Below are 22,247 nucleotides of genomic sequence, written 5' to 3'. Positions count from 1 at the left end.
CCCCAACCCCGGACAAAAAGCAAAACAAAAAGCCAAAGGCCCACCCACAGACACCAGGCCAACACAAGGAAAATCACCGACGATGGTGAGAAACCAGTGCATGTTCGGCATTCCCATGAGGCGCAGCAGGATGAGCGTGCAAAACAGCCCGCCCAACCCGAGGAAGCGCATGAAGCAAAAGATGTTCAGCCTCATGAGCAATCCGATGAGCCTCCCCCAGGCTCAACCCGGGATCAACGGCAAGATCCGCCTCAGCATGCAGCGAATGCCCAACCCACCGCAACCGAACCTGCTCCACGGCAATAACCCCATCCGCCCCGGAAAGCGCAACCTCAGCCCGGTCGACAAGCGCAGGATCAACCCCATCCAGCAACCGCCCAAAAACCTCCCCAGCCGCCCCCCACAAAACAGAAAGAATAGCCAAGGTAATAAGCAACCCCACAACCGGATCAGCCCACCGCCACCCCACAACAGCCCCGCCAGCAGAAAGCAGCACAGCAAGGCTGGTAAACCCATCAGTCCGAGCATGCAACCCATCAGCAACCAAAGCAGCCGACCCAATCTGCCGACCGACCTTGATCCGATACCGCGCCACAAGCTCATTACCAAGAAACCCGACCACCCCAGCCCCGGCAACCCAGCCGACATTCCGAATATCCTGAGGCTCGATCAACCGCCGAACAGCCTCCCACCCCGCAAACCCGGCCGAAGTAGCGATGACAACAAGAATAGCCAGCCCAGCCAAGTCCTCAGCCCGGCCCAGGCCATAAGTAAACCGCCGAGTAGCAGCCCGCCTACCCAGCAAGAACGCGATCCCCAACGGCACTGCGGTAAGCGCGTCGGCGAAGTTGTGCAAGGTATCGCCCAGCAAGGCGACCGACCCCGTAAGACCGACGAGCACCGCCTGCGCCACCGCGGTGACCATCAGCGCGGCAAAGGAAATCCACAGCGCCCGCATACCACGCCGACTGGCCTCAAGAGCACTGTCCACAACATCCGCGCTGTCGTGGCTGTGCGGCATCACCGCATGCCGCAGCCTCGCCCACACCCTGGCGCCGCGGTGCCCATGCCCATGCCCATGCCCATGCCCATGCCCATGCCCATGACCGTGCCCATGTCCAGTACCCACAAGCGGGACGATACGACGGCGAACAGGCAGGCGACAACGCTGCAACAGCCACCCACCTGCAGTAACAACCCCGCCGCGGCGAAGATCAGTCCGTTGTGGACGGACTGGACCGCCGCCGGAACTTCATCGAACGGGCCGACAGCGCGAGAAAGCGTTCCAGTTGCGAGTCCAGATCCAGCCACTCCTCCTGTGCGCCGGGCGGCACGGCCCGATATGTCTCATCCAGGAAATCCACGACCTGCTTGGTCGGCACGGTCAGCAGTGCACGGCTGGCCGGGCTGATCAGTTCGACCCCGGTCGACTCGGGGTCGTCGGGATCCGGCCCGATCCGCACGTCACCTTCGCCGGCCCACCGCACCAGCCCCTGCTCGAGCAGGTCTCTGGCGAACACCCAGCGCACCTCGTCGGCGCCGACCGGGTGGAACAGCGCCGTCACCGCGTAGGGGTCGGTTGTGTCGTAGCGAAGATCAGCCTCCACCTGGGCATACCCAGATACCGATGTGAACACGAACAGCTTGCTGATCCGGGTGTGACCTCTGGGGCTCATTCGCAATCCTCTCTGTATCTGCCCCACTACACGGACGGGAGAGCGAAACGGCTCACCGGGTGGCAAGGATCGGCCATGAGCGCCAGATCACACTCAAGAATCAGCAGGTGTCGCGCCGCGGCAGTTCCGGGACGAACTGCGCCCATTCCTCCGGTGACAGGTTGCGCGAAACGGTGTCGCAAATGGTGCGGGCGACCCGCTCGGGATCCATCTCCCACAGGATCACGGTGCCGTCGGCGCCGGCTGTGGCCAGCGAAGCGCTGTCCGGGCTGAAGGCGACGGCACGGACCGCGGCGCGGTGACCGGTCAGGCGGGCCGAGAGCGTGTGGCGCTCCACATCCCACAGCAGGACTGTGTTGTCCGCACTGCTGAACGCGAGGATCTTGCCATCTGGGCTGAACGCGATTCCGTGGTAGTAGGAGTCCTTGTGCCCTGCGAGCCGGACAATCTGCCGTCCCGTGGCCACATCCCACAGGATCACGGTCTGGTCGGCCCCCGCCGAGGCCAGCATGCGGCCGTCCGAACTGAACACCACGGATCTGGCCCAGCCGGTGTGACCGGACAGCTTGGCCTTGCGGGTCCGTGTCGCCACATCCCACAACGTCACCAACCGATAGTCGTGGTCCGCGGTCGCGATTGTGCGGCCGTCGGGGCTGAACGCCACCCCAGTGGTCACGGCTCCGACGTCGAGCGTTCCCACCTGAACACGCCGCTCGAGGTCCCACAGGATCACCGATTTGTCGACGCTCGCGGTCGCCGCCATCTTCCCGTCCGTGCTGAGCGCCACGTCCGTGACGGTCCTGGTGTGCCCGGACAGTTCGGTGGGAGCCGCCGGACTTGCCGGATCCCACAACGCGAGGTTGTTGCCGGGCAGCCCAAGGGCGTACTTAGGGGCCTCGTTGGCCGTCGCGATGAGGCGGCCGTCCGCGCTGAACTCCACGGCGTTGACCAGCCTGTCGCCGATGTTCACCACGCGCCGGGGCGACCGGCTGGCAACGTCCCACAGCGTTGTGTTGCCTGGGCCTGCCGCTGCCAAGGTCCGGCCGTCAGGGGCGTATGCCAAGTCGTGCACCGGGGAGCCAGGCGTGCTGGTCATGGGCGGCCGGGTGTCGTCCCACAGCAGAATCTTGCCGTCCTCACCGGCCGACGCGAGTATGTGCGGCTTGGTGGGACTGAACGCCAGCGTGTAGATGCTCGTCTGATGCCCGGTCAGGTTCGCACGCAGGGAACGGCTCGCGACATCCCACAACCGGACTACCAGGTCGTTGCCCGCGGTGGCCAGAGTGCGGCCGTCCGGGCTGAACTTGACCGCGATCACCGCCTCCTCGACGTGCCCCGCGAGCGACGCGACACGTGTACGGCTCGCGACGTCCCACAGCATCACGACTTTGTCCGCGCCGGCCGAGGCGAGAAGGGTTCCGTCCGGGCTGAAGTCCAGCGCCCGGGGAGCTTCCTTGTGGTCAGTCAGGACCGCGATCTCACTGTGGCTTGCGACGTCCCATAACCGCACGGTGCGGTCCTCGCCGGTGCTCGCGAGAATCTTGCCGTCCGGGCTGAACGCGACGGTCGTCACTTGGCCTTTGTGCCCGTTCAGCGTGGCAATGGGTGCCCGCTGAACGACATCCCACAGGCGTGCTGTGCCGTCGTTGCTGGCCGAAGCCACTATCCGGCTGTCAGGGCTGAACGCGACCTCCCTGATCGCGTCCGCGTGTTCCCCGAGGGTGGCGATCGGTACCCGGGACACGGCATCCCACAGCACCAGGCGCTTGTCGTCGCCACCAGTGGCCAGCAACTTGCCGTCCTGACTCACCGCGAGCGCCCTGAGCCAGCTGTCGTGGCCCTTGAGCGTTGCCACTCGACGACGAGTCGACGGCTCCCATAGCCCAACGGTCTCGTCGCGGCCGGCGCTCACGAGCGTCCCGTCCGGCATGAACGCGATTTGCGAAACCGCGCCAGCGTGCGCGGCTATCTCCGTGCGGTAGTCCGCATGTGCCGCCATGCTCATCAACGCGCTGCGCGCCTCGATCGTCGGCGCTGTGCGATACGCCTCAAGACTCAGCAACTTCGCCGTGCCAGGTTCCGAGTCGGCGATCGTCAACGCCTGAGTGGCGAGCTGACGTGAGATGGCAACGTGCTGCGCACGCACGGCATCCTGCCGTTGCTGCACCGCGACCACGCCGATCGCCGTGACCACCAGTAGGAGGACGGCCAGGCCCAAGGCCAGGTACCGCAACTGCCGTGTCCGCCTCCTGCCCGCAGCGCTTTCCCGGTCCTGTTCGTAGACGCTCGCGTCGAGGAAGGACTTTTCAACGGGATTGAGCGTGACAGCACCGTTGTCCCGGCTCATCCATTCCTTGGCGACCACCAACCGCGCGCCGCGATACAGCGCGCCCGCGTCCTTGTCGAGAGCCGCCCACTCCTGCGCGGCTTCCGTCAGGTGGCGATGCGTACGCAGCCCTTCGCGGTCAGCGGCGAGCCACTGCCGCAACCTGGGCCACGCGCGGATCAACGCCTCATGCGCGATCTCCACCGTCGAGTCGGCGACCGTGATCAGGCGCGCGTCGGCGAGCACTGCCAGGACGTCGGCCGTGTCCGAGTCGAGCTCAGAGCGATCGATCCGGCGTTTCGTGTCCTCCGTGCCTTCACCAAGGGCAGTCAGCCGTAGGAACAGGTCGCGCACGAGTTGTTGACGTGGCGCCGTCAGGCTGGTGTACACGGACTCCGCGGTGCGCGCGAGCGCGCCGTCGATACCTCCGGCGGCCTGGAATGCGGCGAGCGTCAGGTTGTTGCCCCTGCGTCGACGCCATGTCTCAAGCAACGCGTGCGACAGCAACGGCAGGACGCCTGCGTTGCCAGCTGCCTGTGCGACCAACTCGGCGAGCAGAGCGCCCTCGACCGTGCAGTCAGCACGTACGGCGGGCTGCACGATGGCGCGGCGCAACTCGTCGGTGGTCATCGGTCCCACCACGACCTGAGCGTCGTCGAGCGCGGCGACAAGATCGGGGTGCCGCGTGCAGTGCGCGTAGAAGTCGGCCCGTACGCCCAGTACGACACGGCAACGGCTGTTCGTGGTCCGGACCGCGGTCAGCAGGATGTCGATGAACCAGTCCCGCTCGGCCTCGTCCCGGCACAGCGTGAACGTCTCTTCGAACTGGTCGACGATGATCAGCAGTTCCGCGTCGTCGGGCTGGCCGGCCAGTGCCATCCGGGCGGCGCGGTGCAAATTCTGCCGATCATCCTGCAAATCCGTGAGCAGTTGCCCCGGAGCGGCACCGGCCAGGCGCGCGAGCTGGATCGCGCACTCCTCCACCGGATGCGGGCCCGGATTGAACAGCACGACTGACCGGTTCTCGCCATCCGCCTTCCAACGGGGCAACAGCCCGGCACGCAGCAAAGAGGACTTTCCCGCGCCGGACGCCCCGAAGACCGCGACGAACCGCTGCCGGGACAACCGCCCGGTCAGCTCGTCGACCAGCCGCTCGCGGCCATGGAACAGGTCGGCGTCCTCGGGCTGGAACGCGGCCAGGCCGACGTACGGCGAACGCCCGTCCTCCTGCGTCGTCGTCGGCTCGGGTTCCTCGGCCGCCGCGAGCTCGGCCGCCACGCTGTGCCAGCGCTGCTCCCACTCCTGCTCGTCGCCGTCACACGCCCGGACATACGCAAGCGTCACATTGAGGCTCGGCAACTGACGGCCATTGGCCGCGCTCGACAGCGTGGTCACCGAGAAATGCGCCCGCTTGGCCAGTTCCCGATATGTCGGATTGCCCGCCTCCTGCCGGAGCAGACGCAGGTCGGCGGCGAAGTTCAGCAGCGCCGAATCGCCGAGGGCAAGCGGCCGTTCCGCTCGTGGCATGGTCGTTTGTCTCCCGAGATGGCGCACGCGCGTTGTTCGCCGTTCGTTTGTTCGGCGCCCGTCCGCCGATGCCGAACAACATAACCGCGTTTAGATCACCGCTGAGTGGCCGGGTGCACCGGCCGGTACAGAGAGGAAACACGCCGGATGACCCCGCAACGTGATGACCGGGAGTGGTTCGCCCGACAGGACTCCGGCGCCACCGCCTGACGGCCCGCGCCGGACATACCCAGGTCCTGGGGGTGCCCGGGTAAGTCCGGCGGGGCGGGGCCTGGAACATCTGCCTGTTCGGCCTAGTGTGTGTCGAACTAGTGTGTGTCGAAGCCGCCCCTCGACTTCACGGGGTGAACCCGTACGAACGGTCCGTTCGCACGGGTTCGTCTTACCTGGGTGGAACTGTTGGCGGGGTCGCGATCGTTCCGTAGTTGAAGTCGTGCACGGGGAGGCCAAGGCTCAGGCGGATGCGGATCGGCCGGACCTATAGCAGGAGATGCCGTGCTCGCCGCGTCAACGACTCGCAGGCTGTTGGACCGGCTGGCGCCTGCGCTCGACCTGGCCGCCGAACGGGCCGTCGCGGCGTTGCCCCCACGCGAACGGGAGATGTTTCCGGTCGGCACGGACGGGCATAGCCCGCGCGACCGAAGTCCGCGTCGCCGGTCGTGCCCCAAGCGACAGATCGCGTCTATGCCGGTAGGATGATCGGCTGTCGAAGACCGGCTGATCCGCAAGGGGGCGGAAAAATCGGGTGAGATCACCGCGGTGATGCGGAACACTCACTCCGGCCGATGAATATCGGCAGGCGCGCCGGTCTGTACGTGCGTCCGTGCCAACAGCTCCTGGCTGTGAGGCGACTACAACCCCGCGACCAGTGAGGTGTCATGACAGCCGCGATCCCAGAACGACCGGACACACAGGTGCGCCGCACACCGACGGTGGTGCGGCTGCTGGTGCTGGCCACGTTCGTGGTGATCCTCAACGAGACCATCATGATCAACGCCATCCCGAGGCTGATGGACTCGTTGCACGTCACCGAGCAGTCCGCGCAGTGGGTGTCCACCGCGTTCATGCTGACCATGGCCGCCGTGATCCCGATGACCGGCTGGTTCCTGCAGCGGGTCACCACCCGTCAGGCCTACGCGATCGCGATGGGAGTGTTCCTCGCCGGGACCGCTCTGTCGGCCGTCGCGCCGACGTTCGAGGTGCTGCTGCTGGGCCGGATCGTGCAGGCCGCGGGCACGGCCGTGATGATGCCGCTGCTGATGACCACGCTGATGATCGTGGTGCCCGAACATGACCGCGGCCGGGTGATGGGCAACGTCACCCTGGCGATCTCCGTGGCGCCCGCGCTCGGGCCCACCGTGGCCGGGCTGATCCTGCAGCTCGGATCCTGGCGGCTGCTGTTCGTGGCCGTCCTGCCGATCGCGGCCCTGGTCGGCGTGCTCGGACTGCGCAAGCTGGAAAACATCACTGAGCCGAAGGTGAGCTCCATCGACTCGTTCAGTGTGGTCGTGGCCACGCTCGGCTTCGGCGGTCTGGTCTACGGCCTGAGCCTGTTCGGCGACGGCGCCGCCCACATCGGGCTCGCCATCGGGACAGTCCTCGCCGGCGCCGCGGCGATCGGGGTGTTCGTCATCCGCCAGCTCAAACTGCAGCGCAGCGGCGTGCCCCTGATGGACCTTCGTACCCTCAAGCACCGCACTTTCGGGCTCTCCCTGGCGCTGCTGTCCATCGGGTTCCTGGCGATGCTCGGCTCGATGATCCTGCTGCCGCTCTATCTGCAGAACCTGCGCGGACTGAGCCCGCTGGAGACCGGCCTGCTGGTCATGCCCGGCGGTCTGGCCATGGGCCTGCTGGGACCGACCGTGGGAAAGCTGTTCGACCGGTTCGGCAGCCGGCCGCTGGTGCTGCCCGGCTCGATCGGCATGGTCCTGGCCCTCGCCGGGTTCACCCAGGTCTCCACGACGATGCCGTACTGGCAGGTACTGGGACTGCACACGCTGCTGATGGTGAGCCTGGCGGCGTCGTTCACCCCTATCTTCACGCTGGGTATGGGCGTACTGCCGTCGGATTTGTACTCACACGGCAGCTCCATACTCGGGACGTTGCAGCAGGTCGCCGCGGCGTTCGGAACCGCGCTTGTGGTGACCGTGATGTCCGTGCGTGCCGACCAGTTGGTCGCCGACGGTGTCGCCGCGGTGCCCGCTCAGCTGAGCGGGATGCGGCTGGCCTTCGTCGTCGCTGCGGCCCTCGCTCTGGTGACAGTCTTCATCGCGCTGAAGCTGCCGAACAGGGTCGCCAACGCCGACAGCCACGCCGGTCACGGCGAACCAGTCGCCGCCGACTGACAAAGCTGGCCGTACGCTGCGGGGACTTGATGTTTCGCGGAAGGGTGCGGTGATGGCGAGGATCGGCCACGGGGTCACGTCCGGCACGTTCAGCCTGGACGGGCAGACCTTCGATGTGGACAACAATGTCTGGGTCGTCGGAGACGACTCCGAGTGTGTTGTCATCGACGCGCCGCACGACGTGGCGGCGATCCTTGAGATCGTGGACGGCCGGACGGTGAAGGCGATCCTGGCGACACACGCCCATGACGATCATGTGCGGGTGGCGCCGGAGCTGGCGAAGGCCACGGGAGCGCCTGTGCTGCTGCATCCGGCCGACCAGGTCCTGTGGGAGTTGACGCATCCCGGGACCCGCGCCGACGGAGAGCTCGCCGACGGGCAGACCATCGAGGTCGGAGGCGTCACGCTCGAGGTTCTGCACACGCCTGGGCACGCGCCGGGCGCCTGCTGCTTCTACGCGCCCGAACTGAAGGCGCTGTTCACTGGCGACACCCTGTTCCAGGGCGGGCCGGGCGCCACCGGGCGGTCGCACTCCGACTTCGGGGTCATTGTCGAGTCCATCCGGACGCGGCTGCTCACCCTGCCCGCGGACACCGTCGTACACACGGGACATGGCGGGGACACGACCATTGGCGACGAGGCGCCGCACCTGGAGGAGTGGATCAGCCGGGGTCACTGAGGTCACGCAGGACGCGCATAGCCTCGGCTAGATCTGTCGCGCCTTTTTCGCCGAGCGGGGCAAGCACTCGTTCGCGCAGCACTTCGGCGGTGATCTCGCGTGCCTTCTCGGCCGTTTCCCGGCCGTGGTCGGTCAGCACGGCGTGGGTGACCCGGCGGTCCGTCTCGCTGGGCTCCCGGCGGATCAGGCCCGCCTGGGTCATCCGGTCGGCGACTTTGGTGAAGCCGCCGCTGCTGAGGGCAGCCTCCCTGGCCAGGCGGGTCATCGGCAGCCGGTGACCGGGTGAACGCAGCAGCCGGAGCAGGATGTCGAACGGGCCGGGCGCCAGGCCGAGGCGGCCGGCGATCTCGGCCAGCAACCGTTCCTGGGTCGCCTGGTACCCCTCGATGACCAGGCCCCACCAGGTCACGATCTCGTCGTCAGAACTGCTCACCCGGGCAGCATACCCCTTGCCGGAATATATCTTGCTCGCAAGAGGTTTCCAGGATAGATTCTTGACGAGACCGAGCAGGAGGCAGTCATGGCAATCAGGACAGAAGGGCTCCACCACGTCACGGCCATCGCCGGGGACCCGCAGCGCAACGTCGACTTCTACGCCCGCACGCTCGGCCTCCGCCTGGTCAAGACCACGATCAACTTCGACGACCCGGGCACGTACCACCTCTACTACGGCGACGAGGCCGGCCGCCCCGGCACGATCATGACCTTCTTCCCCTGGAAGGACGTCACCCCCGGCCGGCACGGCACAGGTCAGGCCACCACAACCGCGTTCTCCATCCCGGCGAACTCCATCGGCTGGTGGCAGCAGCACCTGGCGGGCGTCGGCGTCACCACGAGCCGGATCACCAACCGCGACGAGGAAGACTCACTCACGTTCCTCGACCCGGACGGCCTGAAGATCGCTCTAGTCGCACACAAGCTGCAGGACCCGCGCAACCCATGGGACACGCCGTTGGTCCCGGGTGAGCACGCAATCCGCGGCCTGCACTCAGTCACGCTGTCGGTGTCGCAGGAGGACGCGACTTCAGGAATGCTGGTGGACGGCCTCGGCCTGCGATTCCAGAACCAGGAAGGCAACCGGCTGCGGTTCGCCGCGGGCGAGGGCGGTCCTGGCGCGCTGGTGGACGTCCTGGTCACGCCCGACGCGCCGAAGGGCCTTGTCGCGGGCGGTACTGTGCACCACGTGGCGTGGCGCGTGCCGGACGATGCGACTCAGCACGCCTGGCGCGAGGAGTTACTGAGCGAGGGCGTGCGAGTGACGTCTATTTTGGACCGTCAGTACTTCCACTCGATCTACTTCCGGGAGCCGGGCGGCACTCTGCTCGAAGTGGCCACCGACGACATCGGGTTCACAGTGGACGAACCGTTGCTCGAACTCGGCCGTGCACTGAAGCTGCCGCCCTGGCTGGAGCCCAACCGCGACGAGATCAAAGCGGGCCTGGCCAAGCTCAACCTGCCCGACGAGAACAACCCCGCGGTCGCGGATCATCTGGCGGCCGGCCGATGACCTTCGAACACCGCCTGATCCAAGGAGATCCGGCCAAGCCCGTGCTCGTGCTACTGCACGGCACGGGCGGCAGCCCGGACGACCTGGTCGGCCTCGGCGCGCAACTGAGCCCAGGCTCAACCATGCTCGCCCCAGCCGGTCAGGTGAGCGAGCACGGCATGGCCCGCTGGTTCCGCCGGCTCCAGGAAGGCGTCTTCGACTACGAAGACGTTGTGCTGCGCGCCAACCAACTCGCCGACTTCATCATCGAGGCAACCAAGAAGTACGACCTCACCGGCCGCCGGACCATAGCGGTCGGCTTCTCCAACGGCGCCAACATCGCCGCCGCGGTGGCCCTGCTCCGCCCGGACGCATTGACCGAGGTCGCCGCTTTCGCCGCGATGATGCCAGTCCCCAACCCACCAGCCCTGGACCTAAGCGGCACAAGGGTTTTCCTGTCCAACGGCGCCACCGACCCCATGGCACCCCTCAAATCCACCGAGGACCTGATAACAAAACTACGGGAACGTTCCGCCCAGGTCACCACCCACCGCCACGGCGGCGGCCACCAGATAACAATGGACGCCCTCCGCGCCGCCCAGGACTGGCTGGCTCAGTAGCAGCCATCGGCCCGGTTATGGCAGCCGGATGTGGACAGATCCTCTGTGCCGGGACTGACTGAGTGGCATGCCGGGCGGGCCTCGGCCCCCGAAATCCATTCTACCGGCGGGGGCTGACAGAAACAGGGCGGCAAAGATCGACTATGGACGGTCGTCCACAGTGTGGAGTGGCGCCACCCGGGAAACAATCCCGAGTGGCGCCACGGCTTTTCTTCAGGGGGTCAGAGGGTCAGGGTCCAGGTGTCGATGGTCCCGGTGTCCTGGCGGGCTACGTCTTGCACCCGTAGTTGCCAGGTTCCGTTGCGGGTTTCGGTGGAGAGGTTGGTTGTGTAGGTCTGGTCGACGTTGTCGGCGCTGTCTGAGGAGCTGGAGTTCTTCAGGCGGTAGGCGGTTCCGTCGGGGGCGACGAGGTCGATGACGAGGTCGCCACGCCAGGTGTGCTTGATGTGGACCTCGGCAGTGCTGGTGGCCGACGCGTTGCCTGTGCAGCCGGAGAAGGTGACAGAACTCGTCACTGTGCTGAGGTCAGGGATTGGGACGTCGGTTGCGTTGGTCTGTGGGGCGCAGGTCGGGGTTGTGCCGACTGTCCAGACGAATGAGGCTGAGCCTGCGCCGCCGGCGGTCGCGGTTGCTGTTGCGGTCACGTTGTATGTGCCGGCGGTGGTTGCTGTGCCGGAGATCAGGCCGGTGGAGGCGCCGATCGAGAGGCCGGGCGGGAGGCCTGTCGCCGACCAGGTGTAGGGCGTTGTGCCGCCGGACGCGGACAGTTGCAGGTTCGCGGTTCCGCCGACGGCGGTGGTCTGGGCGCCTGGGTTCGTGACCGAGACGCCTGGGATGCCGGTGCCGTTGACGCGCAGCAGACGGTTCGGGGTGCCTGCGCCGGGGTTGGTCACCTTGTTGGGGGTGGCCTGGGCGAGGATCGCGCTGTGCACTTCGGCCGGGGTCTTGGCGGGGTTGTCCGACAGGTAGAGGGCGACCGCGCCGGCGACGTGTGGTGACGCCATCGAGGTGCCGCTCATGGTGGCGGAGCCGCTGTTGTTGCTGTACGAGGCCGAGATGATGTCCTGGCCGGGGGCGAAGATGTCGGTGCATGTGCCGAAGCTGGAGAACGACGCACGCGCGTCTGTCCGGGCGGTCGCGGCGACGTTGATGGTCTCGGTGACGCGCTGTGGCGAGTACGCACACGAGTCGTCGTTGAAGTTGCCTGCCGCGACCACATACGAGACACCGACACCGATCGAGGCGCGTACGGCGTCGTCGAGCACGCGGCTCGGCTCGTTCTTCACGCCGGTGTAGAGGCTCATGTTCGCCACGGCCGGGAGCACGGCGTTCGCGGTGACCCAGTCGACGCCCGCCGCCTCGGTGGTGATCGAGCCACCGCCCTGGCAGTTGAGCACGCGGACAGCCTTCAGCTTGACCTTCTTGGCCAGGCCGAACGTGTTGCCGCCGACGGTTCCGCTGACGTGTGTGCCGTGACCGTGGCAGTCCTTGCCTTGGCGGCCGTCGGTGAACGCGTCGAAGCCGAAGGTCGCACGGCCGCCGAAGTCGGTGTGGTCGTAGTTGATGCCGGTGTCGATCACATACGCGGTGACGTTCGCGGCTTCCGCTGAATAGCTGTAGTTCTGGTTGAGCGGGAGGTCTGCCTGGTCCACCCGGTCCAGGCCCCACGACGGCGGGTTCGGCTGGTCGGTCAGCACGCTGACCGTGCGGTCCTGCTCCACATAGGACACGGCTGGGTCGGCGGCGATCTTGCGGGCCTGCTCGGCCGACATCGTGACTGAGAAGCCCTTGAGCGCGGCCCGGTACACGAATCCGACCTTGCCGCCGTAACGTGCGGCGAGTGCGTCGGCATGGCCACTGACCGCGCTGCGCGCCATCGCGTTGTCCTTCAGCACGACGACGTAGCTGTCCTGAATCTTGTTCGGTGCGTTCGCCCCGATGATCGGGGGTGGTGCGGCGGTCGCGACCGCCGGCGCGGCCACGGCGGCCGCCAAGGCCGCTGCCGCGGCCAGTCCTAATCCGAGAAGTCTCGCAGGCAGGGTTTCCAGACGCATCCACAGCTCCTCAGGCGCAGGGGCCATTGGAGACACCAGCCCTCGATGGTGTCCCTAATGGTCGGATGAGCTTGCCCTAGCAGGTCACGGCGATTATTTGTCCCGGATGCGCGAGGGGACAACGTACTTTCGTACGGTTTCAGCCACCGATGTGACCGGCCTGCGTCCGTTGAGCGGCGAGCACTTGCGGCATTCGGCCCTGCACTGAGGTCAGTCGGCGGGCTTGGCCAGCCTGGCCAGGCGCTGAGCCGTGGGCCAGCGGACGTTCCACGCCCAGCCCGCCTTCTCCAGCAGCCAGATCAGCCGGGCGGAGATGTCGATCTGTCCACGTAGGACACCGTGCCGGGCCGACGTGGGGTCGGCGTGGTGGGTGTTGTGCCACGACTCCCCCATTGAGAGGATCGCCAGCGGCCAGAAGTTGGCCGACTTGTCCCGGCTGGTGAACGGCCGGTCGCCGATCATGTGGCAGACGGAGTTCACCGACCAGGTGACGTGGTGCTGGAACGCCACCCGCGCCAGCCCGGCCCAGAGGAATCCGGTCAGCGCGCCCCACCATGACAACGTGATCACCCCGCCGAGCACCGCGGGCAGGACCACACTCAGCGTGACCCACAACGGGAACAGCCGGTCGACGAACCGGATCGCCGGGTCCGCGGCCAGATCCGGGGCGAAGCGGTCGATGTTGGTGCGGTCACGGCCGAACAGCCAGCCCATGTGCGCGTGCCAGAAACCCTTGGCCAGAGCCAAAGGCGACGTGCCGAACAGCCACGGCGAGTGTGGATCGCCTTCCCGGTCGGAGAACGCGTGGTGACGGCGGTGGTCGGCGACCCACCCGATGACCGGACCCTGGGCGGCGAGGCTGCCCGCGATGGCCAGCGCGATCCTCAGTGGACGATTGGCCTTGAAGGCGCCGTGTGTGAAATACCTGTGATATCCCACGGTGATCCCGAGCGATGAGACCACATAGAACACAGCCGCGATGGTCACGTCGACCCAGCTGATGCCCCAGCCCCACACCAGCGGCACCGCCGCCAGCAGCGCCACGAACGGAATGATCAGAAAGGCCCGGATGGTCACCAGCTCGGCGCGGGAGGCCTTGCCGGACAGGATCGGTTTGGGCATCGCCCGGGCAGGGGCGGCTGTGGTCATGCGCACTCGTCTCGGTCTATGGGACGGCCTGGGGGCAGCGACCGAGGGGCACCGGCCGCGGAGAGCGAACCGCGGCATGGGCTTTCATAGACCGGCGCGGTGCGCGTCGAGGATTCAAGGCCCTGCCGCTGGCGTGCGGGTGGCCGTCGATGAATCCGACCCTACGCCATGTTTCCATGAGTCCGCTGAACGAAACCTGTCGATCCCGTGTGGTTCACCGGATGTGAGGTAGGGTCGATCGGCCGGCCAGGTGCCCAGGACCAGCGCGGCCGGAGAATGGAGCCGGATGTCCGACGAGCAAGGCGTGTTCTCCCAGTACTCGTCCAGCGTGCAGTTCTCGGCCGATGAGGCGATCCGGGATTTGTCCCGTGGCCTGGCCGGATATTTACGTGCCGTCGCCGAGGCGATCGGTGTTCCACCCGAAGGGACGACTTTCGAAATCAGCGATACGGCCACCGCATATCTCGCGCTGGCCCGCCGCTGGCCGGGCCGTCCCGGCCGGGATCTGATGCTCGTCTGGGGCGAACGCACCGGCTGGGTGGTGTCGGTGGAGACCGATCCGGGTGAACAGCCCATGGTGGTGGCCCGGCTCGGCGGCAACGACCCCGTGCCCGAGCCGCAGACCGTCGCCCGGTTCGTCACCGAGGCCCTCACCAGCCAGACCTCAGCGCCGGCCAGACCGGCCGCGGCCATCGAGGCCAACCGCGCCCGGCTGGCCGAGGGCCTGATCCGCTACGCCAGCAAGGTGTGACTCAAGTTACATTCGCTGCCGTTGCCGGGCTGCCTCGTACAGCACGACTGTGCCCGCGTTCGCGGCGTTCAGCGAACTGGCCGAGCCGGACATCGGAATGCTGAGCATGTGATCGCACGCCTCACGCCAGCCCGCGCTCAGGCCTGTCGTCTCGTTGCCGATCACGATCAGAGTCGGTGCCGTGAAGTCGTAGTCGGTGACGGCCAGGTCGCCGTGTTCGTCGGTCCCCACGACTTTCAGCGGGGATCCGTTCTGCCGGACGCTGCCGACCCAGTCGAGCACGTCCCGATGGGACGGCACACGCACGACCGGAGTCGAGAACAGCGATCCCGTGCTGCTCCGGACGGCCTTGGGGTCGTAGGGATCTGCCGCGTGGCCGGTGACGATCACGCCATGGCCACCGAAGGCGTCGACCGACCGGACGAGCGAACCCACGTTCCCCGGGCTGCTCGGCCGGTCGAAGGCCAGGCCGAGGAAGTCGCCCCGGATGTCCAATCTGGACAGATCATCCGGCTGCAGGCCGACCACCGCGATCAGCTCCGGCGTCCTGTCCGCCTTCTCCCCCAGTTCGTGCAGCAGCTCCGGGGCCATTTCGACCCGAAGCGTGTCCACGGTCTCGAGCAGGTCCACCGCCCAGCGCGACAGGGCCGTGTCGGTGTTGTACAGCAGCGCCCGGATCGGCCACTTGTTCTCCACCGCGAGCGTGATCGGCCGTACGCCCTGCACGAGGAACTCACCGGACCGCTGACGCTTGGTCCGGTTCGTCAGCACCGCCTGCCATTGCTGAAACCGGGCATTGCGTGATGTCACCCGGATGTCCTTAGCCACCCGGAGAGGGTACTGGCCAGGGTAAGTTGACCTTATGATCGAGACGGCGCGCCAGACGTGGCGAGTGGCTGAGCCCATCCACGGGATGATCTACTTCTCCCCCGAGGCCCAGGCCGCGTACAAGGATCTTGGCCTCTCCTACCACGCCGGGTACTTCGCGTCCCGCTCCGCGGCGTTCGGCGTCGTGCCCGCCAAGGTCGTCATCGCGACCTTCTACAACTTCAACCCGGTCCTGGTCCGGGAATCGATCCAGGCGGCGTGGTCCACCACCGATCCTGCCGCAATGCTCGCCACCCGCTACGCCGCCGTCGACCAGACCATGCGCCGCGTGCTCGGCGACGCGGTCGACTCCCCCGAAATGGCGCGCGTCGCGACGCTCTTGCGTAAGGCTGCCGAATCAATCGCCGACGATGTCACCGGGCGCCCGCTGTTCGCCGCGCACGCCGCGCTGCCGTGGCCCACGCAACCGCACGTGGTGTTGTGGCACGCGCAGACCCTGCTGCGTGAACACCGCGGCGACGCGCACATCGCCGCCCTGCTCCTGGCCGGACTCAGCGGCATCGAGGCTTTGATCACGCACGCCGCCTCCGGTGCGATCGACGCCGAAACCCTGCGCAAGACCCGGCGCTGGTCCGAAGCCGAATGGCAGCAGGGCATCGACGCACTGCGCGAGCGCGACTGGCTCACCTCGGATGCCGAACCCACCTTCACACCTTCCGGCGAGGCCCGCCGCGCGGAGATCGAACGCAGAACCGACGAGAACAGCACGGCTGCGTACGTGCACCTCGGCGAGGAGGCGTGTGCCGAGGTACAGGCGCTCGTCAAGCCTTACAGCCGTGCGCTGGCCGAAGAACTCATGCCTTGGGTACTTGCCAGACGCTCCTGAGTAACTCGGTGGCCTCGGCCGGGAGTCCACAGTAGCTTGTCCAGGTGCCTGACATCGCAACGCTTTTGGCCGCCTACGACGACCAGCTACGCCCGGCCGAGACAACCAATCTGCCGCCAGGCGCGTATGCCGAGCCGGACGGTCCGATCGTGCGTGTCGTCGGGCAACATCGTCGCGGCTTTGTCAGCGGCCCACGCGATCTCGGCATCGAGGGCGCGGACCTGGACGCGTTGATCGCCCGGCAACGGGATTTCTTCGCCGCCCGAGGCGAAGCCGTCGAATGGAAGACCCGCGGCCACGACCTGCCGGCAGACCTGCCCGAGCGGCTGACCGCCGCCGGGTTCGTCGCCGAGCAACGTGAAACCGTGCTCATCGGCTCAGCCGTGCAGCTCTCGGCTCTCGACCTGTCGCTCCCCGATGGCGTTACCATCCGGGAGGTCACCGAGGACGCCGGCATGCACCGAATCGCCGGCATGGCCTGCGAAGTCTGGGGCGACGACCGAAGCTGGCTGGCCCATGACCTGATCGACCGAGTCCGGACAAGCGGCGGGCAGACCGTCGTGGTCGCCGCCGAGGCCGACGGCCGGACCGTGTCCGCGGCCCGCCTGGAGATCGAACCGGGCACCGAATTCGCCGGCCTCTGGGGCGGTTCGACCCTGCCGGAGTGGCGAGGCCAGGGCATCTACCGCGCCTTGATCGCCTACCGCGCCCGCATCGCCGCGGACCGGGCAATCCGTTACCTCCAAGTCGATGCCACCGAGGACAGCCGCCCCATCCTGCAACGACTCGGCTTCACCGCCGTCACCACCACCACGCCATACGTCTGGACGCCGACAGCCACTGCCTGATGATCAGGGTGACGACCGCTGTCCGGTTTTGTCAGTAATTGGTCTGAACCTATGCCGGTCGGGGAATTTCTGCCACCATAACGGTGTAACTCGTCCACCCTGCAGGCGAGGTGTTCACCCATGAATTTCGCACGCCCATTGACAATTGCCGCCACGGCCGTGCTGGCTGTGTCGATTTCTGTTTCCACTGCCAATTCACAGGGACTGAGTGCCGGCGCGGAGAATTCGTTGCGGCAGCGGCCGATGGTCATGGCCGCCGAACAGGTGCTGGCTTCGGTGCAGCGCTCCGGTCATCCCGGGTATGCTGGCATCACGTTGGCGGACAAGGAAGTCATGCTGTGGTGGAAGGGTGACGTCCCCGCGGACGTCACCGCCACCGTCCGGCAGGCCACCCGTCAGGCGCCGGTCAGAGTCGCCAAAGCCGTCTATTCCCAAGCGGAGTTGACTGCCGCGGCGGAGAAGCTTGAAGCGTGGCGGAAGGCCAACCCTGGCGCTGGGATTCACGGTGTCAAGAATCCCGGTGACGGCAGTGGTCTGGTCCTTGCCGCGTATCCGGGAGTCGCCACTGTGGCAGCGTTGCCGACGGCCGGTGTCACGGTGAAGGTCGTCCATGAGCAGCCTATGGTGTCCACCTCACGCAAGGACGACGCGCCACCGTGGAAAGGTGGCGCCGGTACGTGGAATCAGACCGCGGGCACGATCTGCACGTCCGGTTTCGGTGTCCGCAACAGTGCCAACGCCCGGTTCGTGCTGTCGGCTGAACACTGTGGACAGTCTGGCCACCGGATCGCCGACCGGGCCGGGCAGTTCATCGGCAACGTCGGCGCGGCCCATGACGACCACGACATCTCTCTCATCCCGACTTCCAGCACCACCAACCAGATGTACGTCGGCAACGGCGACAGCAACACCGTGACGACGGTGACCGGCTGGGGTCACGTTTTCGTTGGGCAGTTCCTCTGTCAGTCCGGCGTGACCAGCGCCGAACAGACCGGCGGCCCGGTCTGCAACCTCAAGGTGATCTTCTTCTACCAGGACGCCGAGGATCTTGTGGAGGCCGAGCAGACCGACGGCCAGCCCGCGGCCCGTGGCGGCGATAGCGGCGGCTCGGTCTACTCATACACGTCCGGTGGCGTGGTCGCCAACGGAACAGTCACGCGTACCGCGGGCGCGCGCCTGGGCTTCCAGGACTTCGCCACGGCCAACCGCGACTTCGGCATCTACATCCCGTAGGACTCCGCTGGAGCTATCGGTGGGCGTGCACTCGCCGATAGCTCCAGATCAGCAGTGCGAACAGCACGACGCCGGACAGGATCAGGCTCGACCCGGTACTCCAGCCGGCCAGCGGCAGGCCGTCGACAGTGCCCCACACCACGCCGGCGCCGATCAGCGCGAGCCCGGCGAGCACCGACCATGCGATCCGGAACGGCGTCCGCACACTGTCCTCGGCGGCCTTCATCGCGCGGTCACGCACCGGGCCGACGTACCGCTCCAGCGCCGGGAACTCCGAGGCCAGGATCAACAGACCGGCCAGCACCAGCAGCAGACCCGGTCCGGGCAGCACCAGCATCGCCACCCCGACCAGCAACAGCACACTTCCGAGGATTGTCTTCGTAACGCGCTTCACCGCCTTGATTCTGCGGTGCGGCAGCCGACTTCGCCGGGTGAGGCGTTAAAGTCGGTGACCGATGCGACGCAAGCGACCTTCCCCCATTCCACCGCGGCACGGCCTGGACGCCGCCCGGCTGAGGCTGCCCGAAGACGGGACGTGGGCAACGCTGCTGGAGCACCTGGTCGAACGGCTACCGCGCGTGACGCCGGGCCGGATCGAGCAGATGCTGCGGGAGGAACGTATCTACGGCATGGACGGTCCGCTCAGTGTGGACACGCCGTTCGATCCGGGTTCGTTCATCTGGTTTCACCGTGATCTGCCCGACGAGGTGCCGGTTCCGTTCGAGCTGAAGGTCGTCCACCGCGACGAACACCTGCTCGTGGTCGACAAGCCGCATTTCCTCGCGGCCATCCCGCGTGGCAAGCACATTCAGCAGACCGCGCTGGTCAGGTTGCGCCAGGAGCTCGATCTGCCGCACCTGTCCCCCGCGCACCGGCTCGACCGGGTCACCGCGGGACTGATGATGTTCGTGATCACGCCTTCGGCCCGCGGCGCGCACCAGACCATGTTCCGCGACCGGAAGGTGCACAAGGAGTACGAGGCCATCGCGCCGTACGATCCTGCGCTGACGCTCCCCCGCACTGTCCGGAGCCGGATCGTGAAGGAGCGCGGAGTCCTTGTCGCACAAGAAGTCCCGGGCGAGGAGAACGCCCGGACGTACGTCGAGCTGCTGGAGCATCGCGACGGTCTCGGCCGGTATCGGCTCGTGCCGGCGACCGGCCGGACACATCAGTTGCGAGTGCATCTGAGCGGGCTCGGTGTACCGATCCTCGGCGACGATTTCTACCCTGTGCTGACCGAGAAACCGCTCGACGACTTCAGCAAACCGTTGCAGTTGCTGGCAAAAGTCCTCGACTTCGACGACCCGCTGACCGGTGAGCACCGCCGGCTCACCAGTACGCTGCGTCTCGCGGCCTGGGATTCGCTCGACGCCTGGGCTAGACAGCCTTGAGATAAACCCAGTTTCCGTCCTGCCGGACAAAGCTGCTGTTCTCGTGCATCACTTCGGCGCCGTCACCCGTTCGGTAATGGGCGTTGAACTCGACCGTGCCTTCGGTATGAAAAGGCCCGCCGCCGGTTTTGCCGACGATTTCCAGTCGTGTCCAGCGCAGGCCCGGGTCGAAGTCCAGCGTCTTCGGCCTGGTCGTGGCATGCCATGTGCGCAGCAGATAGGCCGCGTCCCGCATGGCGTAGGCGCTGAATCGGGATCGCATGAGCAGCTCGGCTGTGCCCGCGTCCTTCTCGCCACGGTGAAAGACACCGCAGCATTCGGAATACGGTTCGCCTAGGCCGCAAGGGCATCGTCCGGACACGCCGGTGAGTCTATTTCGGCATGTACAGGGTGTCCCAGTCGGCCGGGTTGGCCACGAGCGACGAGAGCATCGCCAGGATCCCGCCGAGCAGCACGTCCTCCCCTGTGGACAGTCGCGGCGGGTTGCCGGACCGGCCGGTGACCACCAGTTCGCCGTCCAGCAGGGTGTTGAAGATCATCGCGACGTCCCGCCAGGTCCGGCCGGGCGCCAGCCGCAAGCCGTACGCCGCCGCGACTCGTTCGTAGAGCGCTGCCCACCGGGGAAGCAACAGTTCGTGCTGTGCCGTCGCGAATTCCTGGACGCGCGGATGGCTCGGCAACGCGACCTCGAGGATCATCCGCAGGCTCGTCAACCGGTCCGCGCGGGCCTGATGCAGAGCGGCCCCGGCCAGGCCACGGACCAGATCGCCGAAGCTCGCGGTCGTCATCAGCCGGTCCGCAGCGGCGTCCATCTCGTCCAGCCGCTGCGCGAGCGGACCGAGCCGGAACAGGTACGCGATCAGGTCCTCGGTGTAGTGGTTCTTCAGGTTCCACCTGCGGCGGAACTGGTTGACCGACAGCAGCCAGCCCTCGTCGGCCGCGCCGAGGATCCGTTCCCGCGAGATCGCGTCGAACAGCCGGGACTTGTCGCTGCCGTCGAGCACCGGCCCGGCGTGCTGGAGCAGGTCCTCCTGCAGCAGGCCCAGCCCCAGTTCGAGAAACCGCCGGGTCTCCACGCTGTTGGCGATCCGCGACCGGGTCTCGGCGCGGGCCGCGAGCGCGACGTTGTGCAGCACTCCGGCCAGGTCATCCACTTGATCAGCCTATCGGCAAGGGGGCCAACGCCGGCCCCCCAACACAAGTAGGCCTGGACGTGCCCCGGGTGCGCCGATTCAGACTCTGCGTCATGAGTCAGACAGGCCAAGACCCCGCAGCAGGACGGCGAGCCCGCCCGCGAACTCCTCGTCCGGCCCGATCTCCCGGGCGTACCGCGCGGTCTCGGCCATGCGGGGGAACTCGTCCTGCGCTGCGATGGCGATCGTGCCGGCGCCGGTCAACGGGCCGCGCTGGTCCAGTTGGATCGCGCCGATGACGTAACCGAGCAGGGCACGCATCGCCACGACCCGGCTCCGGCCGTCGATGCCCGCGCCGGCCAGGATCTCCAGCACGGTCTCCGACCAGCGCAGCACGCTCGGCGAGTTGTGCCGGTACGTCGCGGTCAGCGGCATCACCTCGGGATGCGCGCGGATCGCGGCACGCATTCGCTGCACCATCGTCACGATCGGGTCGGTTTCCGGCCTGGTTGTGTCCACGGCCGCGAGCACTCGTTCGACTACGAGGTGCTCGAGCTCTTCGCGGTCGTTCACGTACCGGTAGAGGCCCATGGTGCTGACACCCAGTTCTTTGGCGACCGCGCGCATGGTCAGGCCCGCCAGCCCGTCACGGTCGATGACCGCCAAGGCGGCGTCGGCGAGCTGGTCGGTTGTCAGCGAACGAGGTCTCGGCACGAGTTGACAGCGTACAAGATACGCCTACGATTGTAAGAGTACGACGTACGCCTACGAAGGAGCACGCCCATGAAGTACCGCGAATTCACCTCGGTCACCAGCGGCACCGTGGCCGTCCCGGACCGGACCCGCCTGGTGCACCTGCAGTTCCGCCGGTTCGCCGGCTGCCCGGTGTGCAACCTGCACCTGCAGTCGATCGTCCGGCGGCACCGGGAGATCGTCGACGCGGGCATCCGCGAGGTGGTGGTCTTCCACTCCACCGCCGCCGAACTCCAGGAACACACAGCCGGGCTGCCGTTCGCCGTGGTCGCCGACCCCGACAAGCACCTCTACCAGGAATTCGGCGTCGAAACCGGGCCGCGCGCCCTGCTGAACCCCCGCGCCTGGCCGGCCATCATCCGGGCGATCGGCCGCACGATAGCCAGCGGCGAACCGTTGCCGTCCGGGCGTGCCCGCAACGGCCGGCTCGGCCTGCCCGCCGATTTCCTGATCGCCCCGGACGGCGAGATCCTCGCCCAGAAACGCGGCGAACACGCCTATGACCAGTGGACAGTCGACGAGTTACTCCGACTGGCCGTTGCGACCGCCAAGGTCTAGCCCC

The 22,247-nt window shown here is 67.1% G+C and carries 22 protein-coding genes; 11 read left to right on the top strand and 11 right to left on the bottom strand.

Annotation, left to right across the window (positions count from 1 at the left end):
• Positions 1 to 73 precede the first annotated feature (73 nt).
• From JOF56_RS35475 to JOF56_RS35465, 3 genes are all read right to left on the bottom strand, one after another.
• Entirely contained in the window at positions 74 to 1,021 is a 948-nt protein-coding gene (locus tag JOF56_RS35475) for a cation diffusion facilitator family transporter (protein ID WP_245378510.1), read from the bottom strand.
• A 193-nt stretch (positions 1,022 to 1,214) separates the two neighbouring features.
• Positions 1,215 to 1,676 carry an SsgA family sporulation/cell division regulator gene (locus tag JOF56_RS35470; protein WP_209643804.1) on the bottom strand — a complete coding sequence of 154 codons (462 nt, stop codon included), beginning with the start codon at positions 1,674 to 1,676 and terminating at the stop codon, positions 1,215 to 1,217.
• 100 nt (positions 1,677 to 1,776) lie between these two features.
• On the bottom strand, positions 1,777 to 5,529 hold the full coding sequence (locus tag JOF56_RS35465) for an nSTAND1 domain-containing NTPase (RefSeq protein ID WP_209643803.1): 3,753 nt from the start codon (positions 5,527 to 5,529) through the stop codon (positions 1,777 to 1,779).
• Positions 5,530 to 6,024: 495 nt separating this feature from the next.
• Here JOF56_RS35465 and JOF56_RS58455 point away from each other — a divergent pair, with 495 nt between their 5' ends.
• The 3 genes from JOF56_RS58455 (at position 6,025) to JOF56_RS35450 (ending at position 8,553) form a co-directional block, all read left to right on the top strand.
• Positions 6,025 to 6,228 (top strand): hypothetical protein, encoded by a 204-nt coding sequence (locus JOF56_RS58455; protein WP_245378509.1) that lies wholly within the window; start codon positions 6,025 to 6,027, stop codon positions 6,226 to 6,228.
• A 179-nt stretch (positions 6,229 to 6,407) separates the two neighbouring features.
• A complete protein-coding gene (locus JOF56_RS35455) occupies positions 6,408 to 7,874 on the top strand; it encodes an MDR family MFS transporter (protein ID WP_209643802.1) in 1,467 nt (488 codons plus the stop codon).
• Positions 7,875 to 7,926: 52 nt separating this feature from the next.
• On the top strand, positions 7,927 to 8,553 hold the full coding sequence (locus JOF56_RS35450) for an MBL fold metallo-hydrolase (RefSeq protein ID WP_245378508.1): 627 nt from the start codon (positions 7,927 to 7,929) through the stop codon (positions 8,551 to 8,553).
• On the opposite strand, the gene JOF56_RS35445 is transcribed toward JOF56_RS35450, so the two are convergent.
• Positions 8,537 to 8,986 (bottom strand): MarR family winged helix-turn-helix transcriptional regulator, encoded by a 450-nt coding sequence (locus JOF56_RS35445; RefSeq protein WP_209643800.1) that lies wholly within the window; start codon positions 8,984 to 8,986, stop codon positions 8,537 to 8,539. The two genes, JOF56_RS35450 and JOF56_RS35445, sit on opposite strands and share 17 nt — an antisense overlap.
• A gap of 87 nt (positions 8,987 to 9,073) precedes the next feature.
• Between JOF56_RS35445 and JOF56_RS35440 the strand changes: the two genes are divergently transcribed.
• Positions 9,074 to 10,060: a ring-cleaving dioxygenase gene (locus JOF56_RS35440; RefSeq protein ID WP_209643799.1), complete on the top strand. Its 987-nt coding sequence runs from the start codon at positions 9,074 to 9,076 to the stop codon at positions 10,058 to 10,060.
• The gene (locus JOF56_RS35435) at positions 10,057 to 10,659 is read left to right on the top strand and encodes an alpha/beta hydrolase (RefSeq protein ID WP_209643798.1); all 603 of its coding nucleotides are present in this window, start codon (positions 10,057 to 10,059) and stop codon (positions 10,657 to 10,659) included. The genes JOF56_RS35440 and JOF56_RS35435 overlap by 4 nt, the downstream gene beginning before the upstream one ends.
• Before the next feature lie 221 nt (positions 10,660 to 10,880).
• Here the strand turns inward: JOF56_RS35435 and JOF56_RS35430 are convergent, their stop codons facing one another.
• Together JOF56_RS35430 and JOF56_RS35425 are read right to left on the bottom strand one after the other, a co-directional pair.
• Entirely contained in the window at positions 10,881 to 12,713 is a 1,833-nt protein-coding gene (locus tag JOF56_RS35430; protein ID WP_209643797.1) for a S8 family peptidase, read from the bottom strand.
• A gap of 210 nt (positions 12,714 to 12,923) precedes the next feature.
• Positions 12,924 to 13,835: an acyl-CoA desaturase gene (locus JOF56_RS35425; RefSeq protein WP_372448396.1), complete on the bottom strand. Its 912-nt coding sequence runs from the start codon at positions 13,833 to 13,835 to the stop codon at positions 12,924 to 12,926.
• 313 nt (positions 13,836 to 14,148) lie between these two features.
• Here JOF56_RS35425 and JOF56_RS35420 point away from each other — a divergent pair, with 313 nt between their 5' ends.
• The gene (locus tag JOF56_RS35420) at positions 14,149 to 14,613 is read left to right on the top strand and encodes a DUF6292 family protein (RefSeq protein ID WP_209643795.1); all 465 of its coding nucleotides are present in this window, start codon (positions 14,149 to 14,151) and stop codon (positions 14,611 to 14,613) included.
• 6 nt (positions 14,614 to 14,619) lie between these two features.
• Here the strand turns inward: JOF56_RS35420 and JOF56_RS35415 are convergent, their stop codons facing one another.
• Complete coding sequence (locus tag JOF56_RS35415; RefSeq protein ID WP_307855397.1) at positions 14,620 to 15,441, bottom strand: RNA methyltransferase; 822 nt, start codon at positions 15,439 to 15,441, stop codon at positions 14,620 to 14,622.
• A 34-nt stretch (positions 15,442 to 15,475) separates the two neighbouring features.
• Between JOF56_RS35415 and JOF56_RS35410 the strand changes: the two genes are divergently transcribed.
• The 3 genes from JOF56_RS35410 (at position 15,476) to JOF56_RS35400 (ending at position 18,408) form a co-directional block, all read left to right on the top strand.
• Positions 15,476 to 16,327: an SCO6745 family protein gene (locus tag JOF56_RS35410; RefSeq protein ID WP_209643793.1), complete on the top strand. Its 852-nt coding sequence runs from the start codon at positions 15,476 to 15,478 to the stop codon at positions 16,325 to 16,327.
• 44 nt (positions 16,328 to 16,371) lie between these two features.
• Positions 16,372 to 17,175 (top strand): GNAT family N-acetyltransferase, encoded by an 804-nt coding sequence (locus tag JOF56_RS35405; RefSeq protein ID WP_209643792.1) that lies wholly within the window; start codon positions 16,372 to 16,374, stop codon positions 17,173 to 17,175.
• A 120-nt stretch (positions 17,176 to 17,295) separates the two neighbouring features.
• On the top strand, positions 17,296 to 18,408 hold the full coding sequence (locus JOF56_RS35400; protein ID WP_209643791.1) for a chymotrypsin family serine protease: 1,113 nt from the start codon (positions 17,296 to 17,298) through the stop codon (positions 18,406 to 18,408).
• Positions 18,409 to 18,421: 13 nt separating this feature from the next.
• Here the strand turns inward: JOF56_RS35400 and JOF56_RS35395 are convergent, their stop codons facing one another.
• Positions 18,422 to 18,811 carry a PGPGW domain-containing protein gene (locus JOF56_RS35395; protein WP_209648666.1) on the bottom strand — a complete coding sequence of 130 codons (390 nt, stop codon included), beginning with the start codon at positions 18,809 to 18,811 and terminating at the stop codon, positions 18,422 to 18,424.
• Between the two features lie 52 nt (positions 18,812 to 18,863).
• Between JOF56_RS35395 and JOF56_RS35390 the strand changes: the two genes are divergently transcribed.
• On the top strand, positions 18,864 to 19,799 hold the full coding sequence (locus JOF56_RS35390) for an RluA family pseudouridine synthase (protein WP_209643790.1): 936 nt from the start codon (positions 18,864 to 18,866) through the stop codon (positions 19,797 to 19,799).
• On the opposite strand, the gene JOF56_RS35385 is transcribed toward JOF56_RS35390, so the two are convergent.
• The 3 genes from JOF56_RS35385 to JOF56_RS35375 form a co-directional block, all read right to left on the bottom strand.
• The gene (locus JOF56_RS35385) at positions 19,786 to 20,160 is read right to left on the bottom strand and encodes a YchJ family protein (protein WP_307855395.1); all 375 of its coding nucleotides are present in this window, start codon (positions 20,158 to 20,160) and stop codon (positions 19,786 to 19,788) included. The genes JOF56_RS35390 and JOF56_RS35385 overlap by 14 nt on opposite strands.
• Positions 20,161 to 20,170: 10 nt before the next feature.
• Positions 20,171 to 20,953, bottom strand: a complete 783-nt coding sequence (locus JOF56_RS35380; protein WP_209643789.1) for a hypothetical protein — start codon at positions 20,951 to 20,953, stop codon at positions 20,171 to 20,173.
• Between the two features lie 90 nt (positions 20,954 to 21,043).
• On the bottom strand, positions 21,044 to 21,646 hold the full coding sequence (locus tag JOF56_RS35375) for a TetR/AcrR family transcriptional regulator (RefSeq protein WP_209643788.1): 603 nt from the start codon (positions 21,644 to 21,646) through the stop codon (positions 21,044 to 21,046).
• A 69-nt stretch (positions 21,647 to 21,715) separates the two neighbouring features.
• Between JOF56_RS35375 and JOF56_RS35370 the strand changes: the two genes are divergently transcribed.
• Positions 21,716 to 22,243: a peroxiredoxin-like family protein gene (locus JOF56_RS35370; protein ID WP_209643787.1), complete on the top strand. Its 528-nt coding sequence runs from the start codon at positions 21,716 to 21,718 to the stop codon at positions 22,241 to 22,243.
• The last annotated feature ends 4 nt before the right edge of the window (positions 22,244 to 22,247 follow it).

The organism is Kibdelosporangium banguiense, from assembly GCF_017876405.1.
Lineage (GTDB): Bacteria > Actinomycetota > Actinomycetes > Mycobacteriales > Pseudonocardiaceae > Kibdelosporangium > Kibdelosporangium banguiense.
This window is presented reverse-complemented; position numbering and strand designations above follow the sequence as displayed.